The organism is Methylobacterium organophilum, assembly GCF_022179465.1.
Classification (GTDB): domain Bacteria; phylum Pseudomonadota; class Alphaproteobacteria; order Rhizobiales; family Beijerinckiaceae; genus Methylobacterium; species Methylobacterium organophilum.
Genome location: NZ_BPQV01000002.1, coordinates 375,127 through 391,344, shown reverse-complemented (window position 1 = coordinate 391,344; position 16,218 = coordinate 375,127). Strand labels below are relative to the sequence as shown.

Here is a 16,218-nt window from a genome sequence, read left to right as displayed (position 1 = left end):
TCGACCGCACCGTCCTGGCAAGCGGTCTTCACGATGTTGATAGCAAAATCGTGCCTAATCTTGCGGAATAATGCACTTAAGTGCGTATCCGGCGCTCCAGCAGGGGAAGCAGGAAGAAGCCGACCGCGAAGCCGCCGAGATGCGCGTCCCAGGCGATCGGCCCGTCCTCGCCCCCGAGCGGGATGGCGGCGAGGCCGAACAGCAGGTTCGTGACGAGCCAGACGGCCAGGAACAGCACGGCGGTGCGGTTGCGCATCAGCTCGGGCAGGGTCTGGAGCCGCGGCTCCGGCGGCAATTGCCAGGGCACGGAAGGCGTGAAGCGGGCCGGCGGCTGAAACACGAAGCGGGCGGCGGCGGCCATCAGCGCGGAGATGCCGGCGGAGGCTCCGACCAGCGGCATCGTGCTCAAGGGATCGATCAGGAGATGCAGGAACGCGCCGGCCACGGCGCCCGCGATCGCCAGCACCAGCCAGCGCAGGGGGCCGTAGCGGCGCGCCACGGGCGAGCCGAAGGCGGCGAGCCAGACCGTGTTGAAGATCACGTGCATCCAGGACCCGTGCAGCAGCGCGTAGGTCGCGAAGGTCCAGGGGCTCGCCGAGGGCTGGGCGACGAGATAGCGCGCGAATTCCTCCCGCGCCGCGGCGATCTCGGTCCCGCCGCTCCCCGTCCCGGCGGCGGAGATGATGTCGGCGGCCCGGGAGGGGTCGATCGCGGCGGTCCAGCGGCCGGGGATGAAGGCGAGATCGAGCAGCAGCGCGATGTCCCAGCTGTCCGGGAGGACCGTGCGCAAGGCATGGAGCCCCAGGAGGAGCGCGATCGCCGCCGTGACGATGCCGGGCATGTTGAAGACGGGCACGCGGCTCTGGCGCGGGAAATCGGGGGAGGCATCCATGCCGTCACCATGTCGGGCCTCGCGCCGCCGCCGCAAGCCCTCCAGGCGCCGCATCCCGGCCTGCGGGCCATGTGAAATCCGCCGGATTCCAGAAAAAAAGAAGGGAGAGCGTTTCCGCTCTCCCTTTCAGAAAGGATCGCCGCACGAACGCTGCGGCACGCCGACCGGACCTTGGGATTGGCGTGGACCGCGACGCGGCCCCTCCTCTGTTCAAGACTTCGCAACCTCGGGTCATCACCATCGTGGATCTCGGCGGCATCCGCGCTCCGATCCGATGAGGCATAGTCGCCCGCTGCCCTCGCTCTGGCAACGTCAACCGAGCGTTAACCTTAACAGAAACTTAATTGTTGGCGTCCCGGAGCCGAGGTTCCGTTCGGGCGTCTGCCTGTGCGAGAGCTTGAGGCGGCGGGCCGCTGGCGGCGCCCATCCCGCAGGGAATCGAGTCTTCGTCGGGTCGGGCCGCCGGCCCCTACGATTCGGAACGACATGAAGCATCCGACGAGCCGATTGCTCCATGCCTACTGGGATCGCCTGCGGGGCGAGCGCAGCGCCCCGGAGCGCAGCGAGATCGAGCCCGGGGCGATCCGCAACCTGCTGGCGGACAGCCTGATCCTGGAGATCGAGGCCCCGGCGGAGGAGGCGGTGATCCGGATCGGGGGCACGCGCCTCTGCGCCATGTTCGGGCGCGAGCTGCGCGGCACCGCCTTCGCCGGCCTGTGGGGGGACGGCATGGCGCCCTCCTCCCTCGCCCATCCCCAGCACCTGGTCGAGACCGTCGCCTGCGACAGGGTCGGTCTGATCGCCGGGCTGAAGGGCCGGACCAGGCAGGGCGAGGCGCTCGATCTCGAATTGCTGCTCCTGCCGCTGCGGCACCGGGGCCGGACGCGATCGCGGCTGCTCGGGGCCCTGAGCCCCTTCCACGTGCCGCACTGGTTCGGCCTGCGCCCGATCGTGCGGCTGGAGGCGGTCTCCCAGCGCGTCCTGAGGGGCCCCCTCCCCGCCTTCGTCCCCCTCGACCCGCCGCCGGGCGAGCGGATGCCGCTGATCGCGACGATCCCGCCGCCGGCCAACGATTCCCGCCCCTGGCGTCGGGGGCATCTGATGGTGCATCCCGGCGGCAGGACTTGAAGTATACAACCGATTATAATCTAGGGTTACCAACTTCCTTTGGTTCAAGCCTTTGGTAACTTCTGTCGTGCAACGTTCGAGGGTATGACCCCGCGCCCCTCGAACGCAGAGACGACATGATCGAGGCTGCCGCCCGTGCCGTTGCTTTCGCCCCCGCCCCGGTGGGAGCGGCAGACCAGCGCCGCCACCAGCGGGTGCCGGTGGCGTTGCTCGGCCGCTACATGCTGTCGGATCGGCGCGAATTTCCCTGCCAGACCGTGGACATGTCGCCCGGCGGGATCCGCATCACCTGCGCGGTCGTCGGCGCGCTCGGTGAGCGCATCGTGCTCTATATCGAGCAGATTGGCCGCATCGAGGGCGTGATCGTCCGCCACACGCGCACCGGGCTCGCCGCGCGCATCGTCGCCACCGCGCGCAAGCGCGAGAAGATCGCCTCGCAGCTGACCTGGCTCGCCAATCGCGAGATGCTGGGCCTGCCGGAGGGCCGGACCCACGAGCGTCTGGTGCCGACCCGCAGCGCCGTTCTGCTGCGCCTCGACAATGGCCGCGAGGCGCCGGCGCGCATCATCGACGTGTCGATGTCGGGCGTCGCGCTCGCCACCAGCATCGCGCCGCCGCTCGGCACGCATGTGATGGTCGGCAACACGCCGGGCCGGGTGGTGCGCTATTTCGAGGGCGGCATCGGCGCCCAGTTCATGCTGCCGATCCCGGCCGACGACTTCCACGAAGGCCTGACGCTCTGAGGCGTTCCGCCGGGCGGCCCGCCGCCCCGCATGCCTTTTCCCCCGTGCGGATGGTTCACCGATCCTGAATCCGGCCGGGACGGTTTTAAGAAAAGCCGCACGGTGTCGTTGCCCCTGCTCCGAAGCGCCCCGGTCCAGGCCGAAATTCGATAAAATTGTTCGGATCGGCTTCAGGCCGCCGGAGCAGGGCCCAACGCATTCTCGCCCCATTCCAGCGGATGGCGGCGATGCAGCAGGCGGTCTTCTCTCTCAAGGTTCTCGGCATGGGGCTCGCGGCGGCGCTGGCCCTGGTCCCGGTGACCGCATCCGCGCAGACCGTCGCGGCCCTGCCCACGCCTCGGATGAGCCTCGACGTGCTCGGCGCCGCCAAGCCGCTCGCCGCCTGGATCGATTTCTGCCAGGCCTATGCCACGGAATGCGCGGTCGACACCGCCGAGCCCACGCGCATCGTCCTCACCCCCGCGGTCTGGTCGATGGTCAACGCGGTGAACCGCCGGATCAACCGCAGCATCGAGGCGGTCACGGACCCCGAGCATTGGGGCCGGCCCGACCACTGGGACCTCGCCGAGGACGGCCGCGGCGATTGCGAGGATTTCCAGCTGCTCAAGCGCCGTCTGCTGGCCGATGCCGGCCTGCCGCGCCGGGCCATGCGCATGACCGTGGTGATCGACGAGAAGGGCGAAGGCCACGCCGTCCTCACTCTGCTCACCGACCGCGGCGAGTTCATCCTCGACAACAAGACCAGCGCGGTTCTGCCCTGGCAGGAGACCGGCTACACCTTCATCAAGCGCGAGTCGCAGGAGGCGGTGGCATGGGTCTCGCTAGGCGGAGTCACACCGCCGACGACAACTGCCAATCGCTAAGCGCAGGACTCACGAGGGCGGCTCATCATTTTGGGGCGTCCTATCGTGGAACGGGTAGCCAGTGTCGCGCGTTACCCCTGGTTTAACTTTCGTGTTGAGCTCCGGCGACCGTCATGCCAGCTTCATGACCGGGAAGTGGCGGCTGGGCTCCGGATCATGCGGTACGCGGTTCTGCGTTGCGTCGATGGCGGCACGGCGATCGGGCGCGCCGCCCTCCGGAACCGCCTCCGCCGCACCGCGCATCTGAGTGTGGTCGCCAGCCTCCTTCTCATCGGGGGCGCCTCGACCCAGGCGCGGACGGTCGCGGCGCTTCCGGACCAGGGCAGCGTCGCGGAAGAGGGGGCGGCCGCCCGGCCGGTGGCGGCCTGGAACGACTTCTGCAACCGCATGCCCGCGGAATGCACCGTCAACACGGCGGAGCCGGAGAAGATCACCCTGACGCCCGCGGTGTGGCGCATGCTCTCCAGCGTGACGCGCCGGGTGAACGCCCGCATCAAGCCGATCACCGACATGGCCCATTGGGGCGTGGTCGACCGCTGGGACTATCCCGATGACGGTTTCGGCGATTGCGAGGACATGCAGCTGCTCAAGCGCCGCATGCTGGTCGAGCGCGGCCTGCCGCGCCGGGCGCTGCGCATGACCGTGGTGATCGACGATATCGGCGAGGGCCACGCCGTGCTGATGGTCCGCACCGACCGAGGGGACTTCATCCTCGACAACAAGACCAATGCCGTGCTGGCCTGGCAGAACACCGGCTACAGCTTCATCAAGCGCGAGGGCCAGGAGGGCAAGGCCTGGGTCTCCCTCAACAACGGCGCCTCCCCCGTCACCACCGCCAACCGATAGGGGACGTGGTCTCCGTGCCCCGGTCGGGACCGGGGCCGACCCCCTCTCCGGAAGGCCGGGCGAAGACCGCCTCAGCCGCCGACGACGAGATGGGCGAGGTCGAGGGCGACGCGGCCCGAGACCAGGCTCCAGCCGCAGGCGATCATCGTCGCGATCATCACGAAAGGCATCGGCCGCCGCTCGATGCGGCGTCCGCGCAGGGTGTTGCGCAGGATGATGAAGGGCGCGCTGAAGGCCAGCATCGGCAGCGCCGCCACCGCGAAGACGCCGCCCTTCTCCAGAAGGGTGAAGCTCGCCCGGCGTTCGGTGACGAGCTCGAAGGCGCTGGCGAGCAGCCCCGCCAGGGCGAGGCCGATGCAGAGGGTCTGAAGCGACTCGATGGACGAGGGGGAAAGACCCATGGTGCGCGCTCCGCGTTTGCCGACGCGCGCACTCTGCCGCCCCTTTAACGAAGTGTTAAGCAAAACCCGTGGGCAGGGTAAACGCTGCCCACAGGTCGCTGCCCCTCCGGCTCACTCCTCGTCGAGGTCGATGTCGAGGATCGCCATGTTGAACTGGAAGGAGTTGTCGCCGTCCTCCTTGTCCTCGGAGACGACCCCGAGGAACTCCTCGCCGATATAGACCTCGGCGGAATCGTCCTTCTTCGGGCGGCCGACGACGCGGATGTTCGTGTTGGCGAAGGTGCGACGGAGGTAGCTCTGCACCTTCGCGATGTCGGTCTTGTTCACGCTTCGGCCTTTCGGGTTCGGGAGGGCGTGCGGCACGGCTCGCACCGGCGGCCTCGGGATCTTCCGGCAGCCGGGGACGTGCGGGGATGGCGGCGGCTTGCCATGATGCGGCGCGGCGGGCAAGCGCGTCCCGCCGAGAGACGAGACGTCTTCGGACATCCGCGCGATCCCTCGGCCGGCCGATCCGGGTTCAGATGCCGCCGGCGATGTCGATGAAGTCGCTCATCGCGACGAGCTGATCCATGGAGCGGGAGGGCTCCGCGCAGCCGGCCGCGCCGACGACCCGTGCGGGCACGCCGACGACGGTGGTGTGGGCGGGCACGTCCCGCAGCACCACCGAGCCTGCGGCGACCCGGGCGCATTCCCCGACCTCGATGTTGCCGAGGATCTTGGCGCCCGCACCGATCATCACGCCGTGGCGGATCTTCGGGTGACGATCGCCGCCATGCTTGCCGGTGCCGCCGAGGGTGACCGCATGCAGGATCGACACGTCGTCCTCGATCACCGCGGTGGAGCCGACGACGAGCCCGGTGGCATGGTCGAGGAAGACGCCGCGGCCGATCCGGGCCGCGGGGTGGATGTCGGTCTGGAAGACCTCGGAGGAGCGGCTCTGCAGGTAGAGGGCGAGGTCGCGCCGCCCGTGGCCCCAGTACCAATGGGCGAGACGATGCGCCTGGATCGCGTGGAAGCCCTTGAAATAGAGCACCGGCTCCAGCGCCCGGGTCGTGGCCGGATCCCGGTCCAGCACCGCGGCGATGTCGGCGCGCAGGGCCTGCCCGATCCGGGCATCGTCGGCGAGGGCCTCATGGAAGCCATGGGCGACGAGGTCGGTCGGCAGGGAGGGATGGCCGAGGCGGGCCGCCACCCGCTGCGAGACCGCGGCCTCGAGCGTCGGGTGGTTGAGGATGGTCGAGACCAGGAAGGAGGCGAGCTGCGGCTCGTCCCGCAGCACGGATTCCGCCTCCGAGCGGACGCGGCTCCAGAGCGGATCGACGACGCCGGCAATGCCTTCCGTCCCCCGGTGGGTCGGGTTGACGGACGCGCTGGCGGACATGAGCTCCTCCTCGACCTGCGGGCATGGGACCCCGGGCAGGGAGGTCAGCATGCCACGACCGGAGTAACGCTTTGCGAAGACCCGGTCGAATCCTGTGCTGCACGCGCCCGCTCGGAGAACGGATCGCCGTTCCTGGCCGCCGGGAAAGGAGTGTCCTCCCTACCGACGGGCCTTGCAGCTTAGCGTGGTGCGCTCCCGCCCCCGCATCAAGGGGGGCGGTGTCAGGCCGACTCCTGCGCGAGACCCGAGGCGCTGCCCGGGGCGGCGATGCCGAAGCGCGCCTGGATCGCCGCCACGACCCGCTCCAGCATCTGCGGGACCGGAACTTCCGAGGTGTCGACCGCGGCCGAGGCGCGGGCATAGAGCGGCTCGCGGCTGAGGAGCACGGCCCTCAGATCCTCCAGCGCCGAGGCCTGGTCGCCGGTGGCGGCGAGATGGCCCTGGTCGCGCACCCGCTGCAGATGCTCCTCCGGCCGGGCCTGCAACCAGATCGTGAAGAAGGACTGGAGCAGCAGATCGTAGGTGAGCGGCTCGGCGACGATGCTGCCGCCGGTGGCGAGGATGACCGGGCCGGGATGTTCGGTGAGGCGACGCAGGGCCTTCTGCTCCAGGCGGCGATAGCCCTCCTGGCCGTAGATCGCGAAGATCTCCTTCACCGAGAGGGCGTTCTCCCGCTCGATCTCGGCGTTGAGCTCGATGAAGGTCCAGCCGAGGCGCGCCGCGGCGAGCTTGCCGAGCGTCGACTTGCCGGCGCCGCGCAGGCCGACCAGGGCGACCCGCGGCTGCCCGCCGCCCGCGCCGAGGGCCGGCGTGCCGGCGAGGGCAGCCTTGGCCGCGGCCACCTGGTCCGTCGTGGCGTGTTCAAGCAGATCGCGCACGATGCGCCACTCGGCCGGTGTGTCCTGGCCGGCGATGAGATCGTCCAGCCGGACGCCCATGGCATTGGCGACGCGCCGCAGCAGGATGATCGAGACGTTGCCCTGCCCGCCCTCGAGCTGCGCGATATAGCGCTCCGACAGGCCGGACGTCTGGGAAAGCAGTTTGCGCGAGAGGCCGCGCACGGTGCGGGCATTGCGTACCCTGCGTCCGAGCTCGCTCAGGAAGGCGGCTTCTTGATCGATGGCGCCGGTCATGGCGTCGTCCGTCACTTCGTTACTCATGAGGCGCCGGAACGGGAATCGTTGCCGGCGTCGACCGCCGGCGGCCGATGGAGAATATCGCCCCGATCCGGCATTCGGAAAGGCAATACGCGCCGTCTCCTGCAACCACCGGACCAATTTCACGCGAGCGGGCCGCGCTCGATCCCCATCTGAGGTCGTCCGTGCCTGGGATCAAGCCGATCCGCGGAAAGCCGGCGACAAGAATCGGGTGCGGCGCCGACAATCGCTTGAAAACGATTACAGGCGCGGTCGCTCCCACACAATCGTTATTGCGCTGCGGGAAGAGCGGCGGCTTCGAGAACCGGCATGTCCGTCCGCAGCCGGAGAGCGACTGGAGCAGGCTTGGCGACCGCGGCCAGCATCATAGTGCTCGGCCGCACCGGCGGCAGGGGTACTTCCACCGCATCCGCGGCGGCCACGATCACGGGCGCGGTTGCCGCGGAGGCGGCCGGCATCGGCGCGGGGGCGGACGGAACCGGAGCAGCCTGGGGCGCGGCGGCGGGCTCGAGCGCGGTATAGACGGCCCCACCCGCCAGCGCGGCGGGCCGCATCGGCGGCAGCGGCACCTCGACTGCCTGAGCGGGCATCGCGCCGCCGGCATAGGCCAGGGCCTGGTTCGGATTGGCTGCGGCGGAGGCGGGCTGCGCCTTCGGGCCGAACAGGCCGTCGAAGCCGGAGGCGGATTGCGCTGCGGCCGGGGGGGAGGCCGTGTCGACCTCGGCGGTCTCGTTCACGATGCCGAGGCGCTTGGCGACGTAGTAGTAGCCGCGATTGTAGTAGCGATAGGCCTGATCGAGGTCGCCCTGGGCGGCGCGATAGGCGCCGGCGAGATAGGCGATGCCGTATTTGAGGTTCGTCGCCGGATCGTACAGGCCCGCCGCATCGCCGGAATAGCCCATGCCGCGGGCGGTGGCGTGCTTGATCTGCATGAGGCCGAGGGCCGAGCCGCCCTTGGCCTTCGGGTTGTAGTTGCTCTCGCGCTTGACCACGCGGTGCACGAAGGCGGCGGGCACCTTGTTGGCGCGGGCCTGCTCCTCGATGAGCTGGTTGATGTTGTCCCGGGTGCCGTCCTGGGCCTGGACCGTCGCGGGCACCTGCGTGGCGGCGGCGATCAAGGCAGCGAGCAGGGCGCGTTGGAGCATGGTCGACCCGGGTTTGTTTCTAACGGCTCAGTTCTCCCGCCTGGGTCGCGGGCAAATGAGGCGAGAAAGCGGTTCGGGCAGGCTCGGCTGTGGAGGCGTGGCGGTTTCGGGGGAGGCTGTCGCAGGAATGGCACAGCTTCGGCCCTCGGTGCGGTCCGAATCGAGGCCGCCCGCCCGTCAGCGGCGCGGCAGGATCAGCCGGTCGACCGCCTCGGCGAATCCGTCGGCATCGTTGGAGGCGGTGATGGCGGAGGCGGCCCGCTGCACCTCCGGCGCCGCGTTGCCCATGGCGATGGAGAGCCGGCCGCGCCGGAACAGGGCGACGTCGTTGCCGGCATCCCCCAGGGTGGCGATCCGGTCCGGGCCGATCCCGAGGCTCTCGGCGATCCAACTCACGAAGCGGCCCTTGTCGACATGGGGCGGGGTGACGTCGAGATAGTAGGGTTGCGACCGGTGGATGGCGGCCCGCCCGGCGAAGGCGTCCGACAGATCGCGCTCGAGGTCATGCAGCAGCCCGACGTCGCGGGAGACGCCGACGAGCTTGGAGGCGGAGGTCAGGAAGGGCGCGAGGTCCGGGACCACCCGCGGGTCGGCGCCGACCGTCCGGGCTTCCAGATCCGTATAGGCGCCGTCCGGATCGCGCAGGATCCAGGCGCCCTGCGCGAAGATCCAGAGATCCACCCCGGCGGCTTCGAGGCGCCCGGCGACCGCCTGGGCCGTATCCTCCTGCAGCAGCGTCTGCGCGACAGGGCTGAGGTCCGGTCGCACGATCGTAGCCCCATTAAACGCACCAAGCGGCAGGCTGAGGTCCAGGGCTTCGACGAGCGCCTTGAGGCCGATCGGCGGCCGGCTCGAGGCCAGCGTGAAGGCGATACCGGCCGCCTGCAGCCGCCGCACCGCTGCGACGGTCGCCGGCGTCAGCCTTTTGTCGGTGGTGACGAGCGTCCCGTCCACGTCCGAGACGACCAGGGCGATGTCCATGCGCGACCTTCGACGAGAGGCGGTTTCGGAACGGTTGCCCGCCTCAACCTGTATCACCCGCTGGAAGGTCCAGCCGGGCGCAGATTGTGGCCACGATCGCGTCGGGCGGGTCTTCGATCGAGACGGTGATGGGATCCTCGTCGGGCCCGGGCGGCTCCAGGGCGGCGAACTGGCTGTCGAGGAGGGAGCCCGGCATGAAATGGCCGCGCCGGGCGGCGAGCCGCTCCGCGATCAGGTCGCGGTTTCCTTCGAGATAGACGAGGCGCACCGCGCGGCCCCCCACCAGGGCGTCGCGATAGGCGCGCCGAAGGGCCGAGCAGACGATGACGCCGGATTCGCCCGCCTTCAGCCGGGCGTCGATCCAAGCGCCGATCCGGGCGAGCCAGGGCGTTCGGTCGGCTTCGTCGAGAGCGTGGCCGGAGCGCATCTTCGCGACATGGTCGGCGGAATGCAGGTCGTCGCCATCGACGAAGGGCCAGGCGAGGCGCTGCGCCAGCAGGCTTGCCACCGTGCTCTTCCCGGAGCCCGAGACGCCCATCACCAGGAGCACCTGCGGCGTGTCGGCCTTCCTGTCCACCTACCCTCCCCTGGAGCCTGATCCTGCCCGGGGAGATAAGCTCAAGCGGCGTCCGTCAAGGGCGAGCCCGCCTTCGGCGACGTGGCGGGGCCGGTCGCGCAGGCGCGTTCGCGCAGCCGCTGCGGCCCCAGAACCATGGCGAAGAAGTCGTATTCTCCGGGGCGGTCATTGGCCATCAGGAACTGGAAATGCATTCGGAACGGGCGCCAGCGGACCCTTGGATAGATCGCCGGGTCGATGATGTCCTTGAAGCAGGGTGAGCGCAGCGTCGGGTTGGCGATGGGGCCGACCCGGGGGGCTTCGAGGTCGAAGGCGGGGTTGAAGCCGGGAAAGTTCATCCAGTCCTGGGGCGCGGCGTAGTCGATCCAGACGAGGCGCCGCGAGGCGACCAGGCTCGCGATCTCGGCGCGCAGGCGCGCGGCCTGGGGCTGCAGGGCGACGAGCGGCAGGGCCGAGCCGAGGGTGGCGAGTGCCAGGGGTGGATTGCCCTCCCCGCCGAGCCCGGGATCGCGGGCGAGAATGCGGGCGGCCAACTCCGCTGCTGTCAGGCCGCCGGTGGAATGGCCCACGATCAGGATCTCGTCGACCTGCGGATCCGCCGCGATCTCGGCCAGGACGATCTCGGCGAACACGTCGAGGCGGCGCTCGTAATCGGGGCGCCAGCCCTGCCCATGCTGCCAGTTGAAGACCCAGTCGTTGACGAGCTGCCAGAAGAAGATGCGATTCAGGAAGACCTCGACCGCCTTCACGGCGCCGATCGCCAGGGCGATGCCGAGCGAGATCGACAGCCAGGGTGGCAGGCCGAGGCTGTGGTCGTACCCGTTGCCGAGATGGCCGTGGGCGAAGGCCGCGAGGCCCGCCGCTGCGAGGCCGAGCGCGGCGAGCATGACGAAAGGGTAGACGATAACGTTCCCGTATTTCCAATTCAGCCGGTAGAACTGGAACAGCTTGCCCGCGGCGAGGGCGTGCAGCATGCCGGCCAGCAGAAGCCCGGCGCTCGCGAATTTCGAGCGCGCGAAATCCCGCATGACGATATCGTCCCAGAGGAGCACGTCGTAGCGGGTCTGCGTGTCGCCCAGGGAGGGGCCCGCCTTCACCGTCCAGCTCTGGACGAACCCGTCCGCGCTCAGCTTCGCCGGGCCGATCTCCGGCTTGGGCTCGCCGAAGCGTTTGGCGCGGCGGCTGAGCTCGCGAACGAAGAGGAGGCGGTAGCGGGTGCGGGCCTCTGGGTCGTAGCCCGGCAGGTAGAAGACCCTGCGTCGGCAAACGCGACCGGGGCGCGGATCCGCAAGATGCGGAGGCGTGTAGCCGATTGCTTTCTGCATGCTCTCAGCCCACGCGCCCGCCCCGGCGACATGAAAGGCAGTATCTCCCGTTGCCGAAGATCGCAACGCAATCTTCGGCAACACATCCGCACGCTTAGCACAAAGAAACATCAATAATTCCTGAACGACATCGCCTCCTGTGGTCAGCGGGGACGGCCGGCAGACGGCAGGGCTCTTCGAGGGACTGTGTCCCACCCGCCACGGACAGTGCCGTGCCTTTGAGCTAGGCACGGAACCAAAGAGCAACCACAGGCGAGCCTGGATGCGCGCGATCCCATTTCTCCTGGTCACCGCCCTCGCGGTGTCCGGGTGTTCGGTGCTCCCGGCTTCTGGGCCGACGACGAGCGCGGTCGTTGAGGGGGCGGACATTGCCACGAGCGAGGGTCTGTTTGCGCGCTACGAGATCGTGGACGTGGACGCGTCGGTGGTGGAGGCCCTGCGGGCGCGCCCGCTTGACAGCCTGCTCTCGACCTTCGGGGACAATCGCGGTGCGCCGGAGCCGCTGATCGGGGTGGGCGATTCCGTCTCGGTGCAGATCTGGGAGGCGGGCTCGGGCGGTCTGTTCTCCGGCCCGCTGGTGGCCGACCGGTTCTCGGCGGGCTCCAAGTCGGCGATGATCCCGGACCAGCCGGTGGCGCGCGACGGGACGATCTCGGTGCCCTATGCCGGGCGCATCCCGGTGGCGGGCCGGCGCGCCCAGGACGTGCAGACGCTGATCGAGAACGAGCTGTCCGGCAAGGCGATCCAGCCGCAGGTTCTGGTGAGCGTGTCGCGGCCCCTGTCGCAGAGCGTGACCGTCAACGGCGAGGTGGTGGCCGGGGCGCGCATCCCGCTCTCGCAGAAGGGCGACCGGCTGCTCGACGTGCTGGCCTCGGCCGGGGGCACCCGCGCGCCGGTGCACGAGGTGTTCGTGCGCCTGTCGCGCAACGGCACCACGGTGACGGTGCCGCTCTCGGCGGTGGTGGCCAACCCGCGCGAGAACATCTACCTGCGCCCGGGCGACACGCTGACGCTGGTGCGCGATCCGCAGACGGTGCTGGCGGTGGGGGCGCTCGGCAACACCACCGAGATCGAGTTTAGGGCCGAGGGCATCTCCCTCGCCCAGGCGCTGGCCCGGGCCTCGGGGCTCTCCACCTTCGCCGCCGATCCGGAAGGCGCCTTCATCTTCCGCTTCGAGCCGGCCTCGCTGGTGCGCCGCCTCCGCCCGCGCTCGCCCCTGCTCAACGCCAAGCTCGTGCCGGTGGTCTACCGCTTCAACATGCGCGACCCCAACAGCCTGTTCCTGCAGCAGGCCTTCCGCATGCGCAACCGCGACCTGATCTACGTCTCCAACGCCCCCCTGGTCGAACTCCAGAAGGTTCTCTCCGTCTTCTCAACCGTCACATCCCCCGTCGCCGCAGGCGCCGGCATCGCAACCGCCGTGCGGTAGGCAGAGGCCGCTGCCTCTCGAAACGTCTGGACCGAGGGTCGCACGTCGTCGCCACGGCTTGCCAAGCTGGGCACCCCGCGTCTTCCATGGCGGCGGCATGGCTGCCGTGGGCGGCACGAATCGGCGGCGCCGTGCCCCCGCGGCGACCGAGGGCCGTGCGGAGGTCGCCTTCGCGAGCAACCACGTGTTCTCCATCGCACGACTCGAGACGCGGAGACTTGGACGGGCCGCTTCAGGCGTTATAGGGGGCGGGATGACCGCTACACGCCTGCCGCGCGCGCCGCTCGCCGCATTCCTGTTCGCTCTGTCCGCGGCCTGCCTGCCCGTTGCAGCCCGGGCGGATGTCGTGGTGGGCGTGGCCGTGCCGCGGTCCGGCCCCTATGTCGGCGTCGGCGAGCAGGTGCTGCGCGGGGTCCAGGCGGCGGCGCGCGATGCCAATGCCAAGGGCGGCATGAACGGCGAGACCATCGTCCTGGACGTGCAGGACGATGCCTGCGACTCCAACCAGGCCACGGCGGTCGCCAACCATTACGTCCAGGCCAATGTCCGCCTCGTCGTCGGGCATGTCTGCTCCAACGCCTCGCTGACGGCCTCCGACATCTACGCGGCCAACGGCGTCGTGATGATTTCGGCGGCCTCCGTGGCGGCCAAACTCACCGACCGTGGGCTTCCGACGATCTTCCGCGTCTGCGGCCGCGACGACGACCAGGCCCGGCTCTCCGCGGCGGTGCTGGCGGAGCGGTTCCGCGACCGCAAGATCGCCATCCTCTACGATCCTTCCCCGGCCGCCCGCACCCTCGCCGCGGCGACCAAGGACAATCTCAACCGGATCGGCGTGAACGAGGCCTTGTTCGCGGCCTTCCAGCCGAGCGACGCCGACGACGCAGCGCTGGCCGACCGGCTGAAGAGCGCCGGCCTCGACGTGGTCTATTATGGCGGCGACGCCCAGGAGATGGGCCGTCTGGTGCGGATCGCGGCCGAGCGGGGCTACAAGCCGCAATGGTTCGGCACCTCGGCCATCGCCACGCCGGAGTTTGCCAAGATCGCCGGGGGCGCCAGCAACGGCGTGCTGATGACCTTCTACCTCGATCCGAGCCGCAAGCCGGAGGCGCAGGGCGTGGTCGCCGCTTTCAAGGGACAGGGCATCGAGCCGGACGGCTCGATGATCTACGGCTACGCGGCGCTTCAGGCCCTGGTGGAGGCTGCGAACTTCGCCCATTCCCTGGAGGCTCCGAAGATCGCCCGCACCCTGCATACGGAGCGCTTCGACCTCGTGCTCGGCGCGGTCGGCTTCGATGCCAAGGGCGACGTCACTGCCCAAGGCTACGTGCTCTACGTTTGGCAGAACGGCGCCTTCACCCCCGCCAAGTCCAATTGAAGGCAGGCGGAGGCGCGCCTCAACCGCGCAGCGCCGCGTCGATCTCCGCGCCGCGCTTCAGGTCGCGCATCAGCGGCTCGAGATGCGGGCGCTTGCGCAGCTGCAGCGCGTGGAGCTGCCGCGTCGCCTCGATCAGGCTTCCCGCCCGCCCGAGCATCGCGTCGGCGAAGCCTACCATGCGGGCATTCGGCCAGGCCTTCTCCCGCTGCGCGTGCAGCCGCGCTACCAGCGCCTCTGCGGAGGTTTCCGGCTCGGCCTGGGCGAACAGCGTGAGCAGGGCCGCGGTCGAGCGGGAGATGCCGACATGGCAGTGGACGAGGATATGGGCGTCCTGTGCCCCCACTTCCGCCACCGCGCGGCCGAAATCGAGGATCGCGGCGACATGCTCCTGCTCCGGCAGCACCACGTCCGGCCCCGGCTCGATCGCGTCGTGGAAGCGCAGCACCGTGCGCTTGTGCGTTCCGTAGGCGGTGAAGGCGGTCGGGTCCGGCGTGTCAGGATCGAGGATCGAGAGCACATGGCTCACGCCCCGCGCCTCGTGTTCGACGAGTTCGTCCAGGCCGCAGACGGTGTGGAGGGTGATGGCGGAGGTGTTCACGGGGCTGCGCTAGCACAGGCCGGCGCGGCGGCGAAGCCGCGGGAGGCTTTCTCAGCCCGGGTTCGAGCGTATATGCCTCGCGACGCCGAGGCCCGCCCCCGGGAATCGGCTCTTCGATGAATGGAACCGCATGGCTGAGACGCTCGATGGCTGAGTCGCTTGGACGGCGCGCCCTTCTTACCGCGGGCCTCGCGGCCGCGACCTTCCCCGCTCCGGCGATCGCGCAGGGCGCTCCGGAGCTGCGCTGGCGACTCTCCTCCGCCTATCCGAAGAGCCTCGACATCCTGTTCGGCGCCACCGAGACCTTTGCCCGGATCGTGACCGAGGCGACGGACGGCCGTTTCCAGATCCAGCCGGCAGGCGTCGGCGAGAGCGTGCCCGCCGAGCAGCTTCTCGACGCGGTCGGCTCGGGTAAGGTCGAGATGGGGCATGGGCCCGCGACCCTCGGCCTGGGCAAGGACCCGGTCTTCGCCCTGGCCACCGCGATGCCCTTCGGCCTCAATGCCCGCGGCCAGAACGCCTGGTGGCGCCAGGGCGGCGCGGCGGATCTCTTCTCCGAGATCTTCGCCAAGCACGGGTTGGCCTCCCTGCCCGGCGGCAATACCGGCGCGCAGATGGGCGGCTGGTTCCGCAAGGAGGTGAAGAGCCTCGCCGACCTCCAGGGCCTCAAGTTCCGCGTCGCCGGCCTGGGCGGCCAGGTGCTCGCCAAATTCGGCGTTCAGCCGCAGACGACGCCGGGTGCGGAGATCTTCGGGGCGCTCGAATCGAAGGCGCTCGACGCCGCCGAATGGATTGGCCCGCATGACGACGAGAAGCTCGGCCTGCAGAAGGTCGCGCCGATCTACCACTATCCCGGCTTCTGGGAGGGCGGTGCGCTCATGCATTTCTGGTTCAATGCCGAGAAATGGAAGGCCCTGCCCAAGGGATACCGCGCCGTCCTTGAAGCGGCCGCAGCCCAGGCCGGCGCGGAGATGCAGGCGAAGTACGACGCGCGCAATCCGCAGGCCCTGCGCCGGCTCGTGGCCGGCGGCGCACAGCTGCGCCCCTTCCCTCAGGATGTGATGGAGGCAGCACTGAAGAACGCCAACGACGTCTACGGGGAGATCTCCGGCAAGAGCCCGGACTTCAAGCGTGTCTACGAGGCGATGAAGACCTTCCGGAACGAGGAATATCTCTGGTTCCAGGTCGCGGAGTACACCTACGACAACTTCATGATCCGCGCCCGCGCCCGCGGCTGACCTGAAGGCAAAAAAAGCCGCCCCGAGGAGCGGCCCGAAGTCTAGGGAGGAAACGCCCAAGGAGGGCAGCGAGACCACGACGCCATCGCGATCTCGCAATGCACAATCTGATCCCTCGTCGGGAAATTGCAAGCGG

Annotated in this window: 17 protein-coding genes; 7 read left to right on the top strand and 10 right to left on the bottom strand. The window is 69.5% G+C overall.

The features are described 5' to 3' along the window. Nucleotides 1–76: 76 nt before the first annotated feature. Nucleotides 77–892: a rhomboid family intramembrane serine protease gene (locus MFF21_RS04495; protein WP_238310001.1), complete on the bottom strand. Its 816-nt coding sequence runs from the start codon at nt 890–892 to the stop codon at nt 77–79. Between the two features lie 486 nt (nt 893–1,378). Between MFF21_RS04495 and MFF21_RS04490 the strand changes: the two genes are divergently transcribed. The 4 genes from MFF21_RS04490 (at nt 1,379) to MFF21_RS04475 (ending at nt 4,472) form a co-directional block, all read left to right on the top strand. Beyond that, nucleotides 1,379–2,020: a PAS domain-containing protein gene (locus MFF21_RS04490; RefSeq protein WP_238310000.1), complete on the top strand. Its 642-nt coding sequence runs from the start codon at nt 1,379–1,381 to the stop codon at nt 2,018–2,020. Between the two features lie 116 nt (nt 2,021–2,136). Next, nucleotides 2,137–2,763: a PilZ domain-containing protein gene (locus MFF21_RS04485; RefSeq protein WP_238309999.1), complete on the top strand. Its 627-nt coding sequence runs from the start codon at nt 2,137–2,139 to the stop codon at nt 2,761–2,763. Between the two features lie 227 nt (nt 2,764–2,990). Then, nucleotides 2,991–3,626, top strand: coding sequence for a transglutaminase-like cysteine peptidase (locus MFF21_RS04480; RefSeq protein WP_238309998.1), 636 nt, complete (start codon nt 2,991–2,993; stop codon nt 3,624–3,626). Nucleotides 3,627–3,782: 156 nt separating this feature from the next. Beyond that, nucleotides 3,783–4,472, top strand: coding sequence for a transglutaminase-like cysteine peptidase (locus tag MFF21_RS04475; RefSeq protein WP_238309997.1), 690 nt, complete (start codon nt 3,783–3,785; stop codon nt 4,470–4,472). Nucleotides 4,473–4,543: 71 nt separating this feature from the next. Here MFF21_RS04475 and MFF21_RS04470 read toward each other — a convergent pair whose 3' ends face one another. The 8 genes from MFF21_RS04470 to MFF21_RS04435 form a co-directional block, all read right to left on the bottom strand. Next, the gene (locus tag MFF21_RS04470) at nt 4,544–4,873 is read right to left on the bottom strand and encodes a DUF6949 family protein (RefSeq protein ID WP_238309996.1); all 330 of its coding nucleotides are present in this window, start codon (nt 4,871–4,873) and stop codon (nt 4,544–4,546) included. Nucleotides 4,874–4,984: 111 nt separating this feature from the next. Next, a complete protein-coding gene (locus tag MFF21_RS04465) occupies nt 4,985–5,200 on the bottom strand; it encodes a DUF3126 family protein (protein WP_238309995.1) in 216 nt (71 codons plus the stop codon). Between the two features lie 190 nt (nt 5,201–5,390). After that, nucleotides 5,391–6,254 (bottom strand): serine O-acetyltransferase, encoded by an 864-nt coding sequence (gene cysE, locus MFF21_RS04460; protein WP_238309994.1) that lies wholly within the window; start codon nt 6,252–6,254, stop codon nt 5,391–5,393. Nucleotides 6,255–6,475: 221 nt separating this feature from the next. Next, on the bottom strand, nt 6,476–7,387 hold the full coding sequence (locus MFF21_RS04455; RefSeq protein WP_238310192.1) for a helix-turn-helix transcriptional regulator: 912 nt from the start codon (nt 7,385–7,387) through the stop codon (nt 6,476–6,478). A gap of 293 nt (nt 7,388–7,680) precedes the next feature. Continuing rightward, complete coding sequence (locus tag MFF21_RS04450) at nt 7,681–8,556, bottom strand: transglycosylase SLT domain-containing protein (protein ID WP_238309993.1); 876 nt, start codon at nt 8,554–8,556, stop codon at nt 7,681–7,683. A 177-nt stretch (nt 8,557–8,733) separates the two neighbouring features. Beyond that, a complete protein-coding gene (locus MFF21_RS04445) occupies nt 8,734–9,537 on the bottom strand; it encodes a Cof-type HAD-IIB family hydrolase (protein ID WP_238309992.1) in 804 nt (267 codons plus the stop codon). Nucleotides 9,538–9,580: 43 nt separating this feature from the next. Continuing rightward, complete coding sequence (locus tag MFF21_RS04440) at nt 9,581–10,075, bottom strand: gluconokinase (RefSeq protein WP_238310191.1); 495 nt, start codon at nt 10,073–10,075, stop codon at nt 9,581–9,583. Nucleotides 10,076–10,155: 80 nt separating this feature from the next. Continuing rightward, nucleotides 10,156–11,439 carry an alpha/beta fold hydrolase gene (locus MFF21_RS04435; protein WP_238309991.1) on the bottom strand — a complete coding sequence of 428 codons (1,284 nt, stop codon included), beginning with the start codon at nt 11,437–11,439 and terminating at the stop codon, nt 10,156–10,158. Nucleotides 11,440–11,701: 262 nt separating this feature from the next. Here MFF21_RS04435 and MFF21_RS04430 point away from each other — a divergent pair, with 262 nt between their 5' ends. After that, nucleotides 11,702–12,868: a polysaccharide biosynthesis/export family protein gene (locus MFF21_RS04430; RefSeq protein ID WP_238309990.1), complete on the top strand. Its 1,167-nt coding sequence runs from the start codon at nt 11,702–11,704 to the stop codon at nt 12,866–12,868. Nucleotides 12,869–13,121: 253 nt separating this feature from the next. Then, nucleotides 13,122–14,246 (top strand): branched-chain amino acid ABC transporter substrate-binding protein, encoded by a 1,125-nt coding sequence (locus MFF21_RS04425; protein WP_238309989.1) that lies wholly within the window; start codon nt 13,122–13,124, stop codon nt 14,244–14,246. Nucleotides 14,247–14,265: 19 nt separating this feature from the next. On the opposite strand, the gene MFF21_RS04420 is transcribed toward MFF21_RS04425, so the two are convergent. After that, nucleotides 14,266–14,844, bottom strand: coding sequence for a tyrosine phosphatase family protein (locus tag MFF21_RS04420; RefSeq protein WP_238309988.1), 579 nt, complete (start codon nt 14,842–14,844; stop codon nt 14,266–14,268). Nucleotides 14,845–14,990: 146 nt separating this feature from the next. Here MFF21_RS04420 and MFF21_RS04415 point away from each other — a divergent pair, with 146 nt between their 5' ends. Continuing rightward, nucleotides 14,991–16,082, top strand: a complete 1,092-nt coding sequence (locus MFF21_RS04415) for a TRAP transporter substrate-binding protein (protein ID WP_238309987.1) — start codon at nt 14,991–14,993, stop codon at nt 16,080–16,082. Nucleotides 16,083–16,218 lie beyond the last annotated feature (136 nt).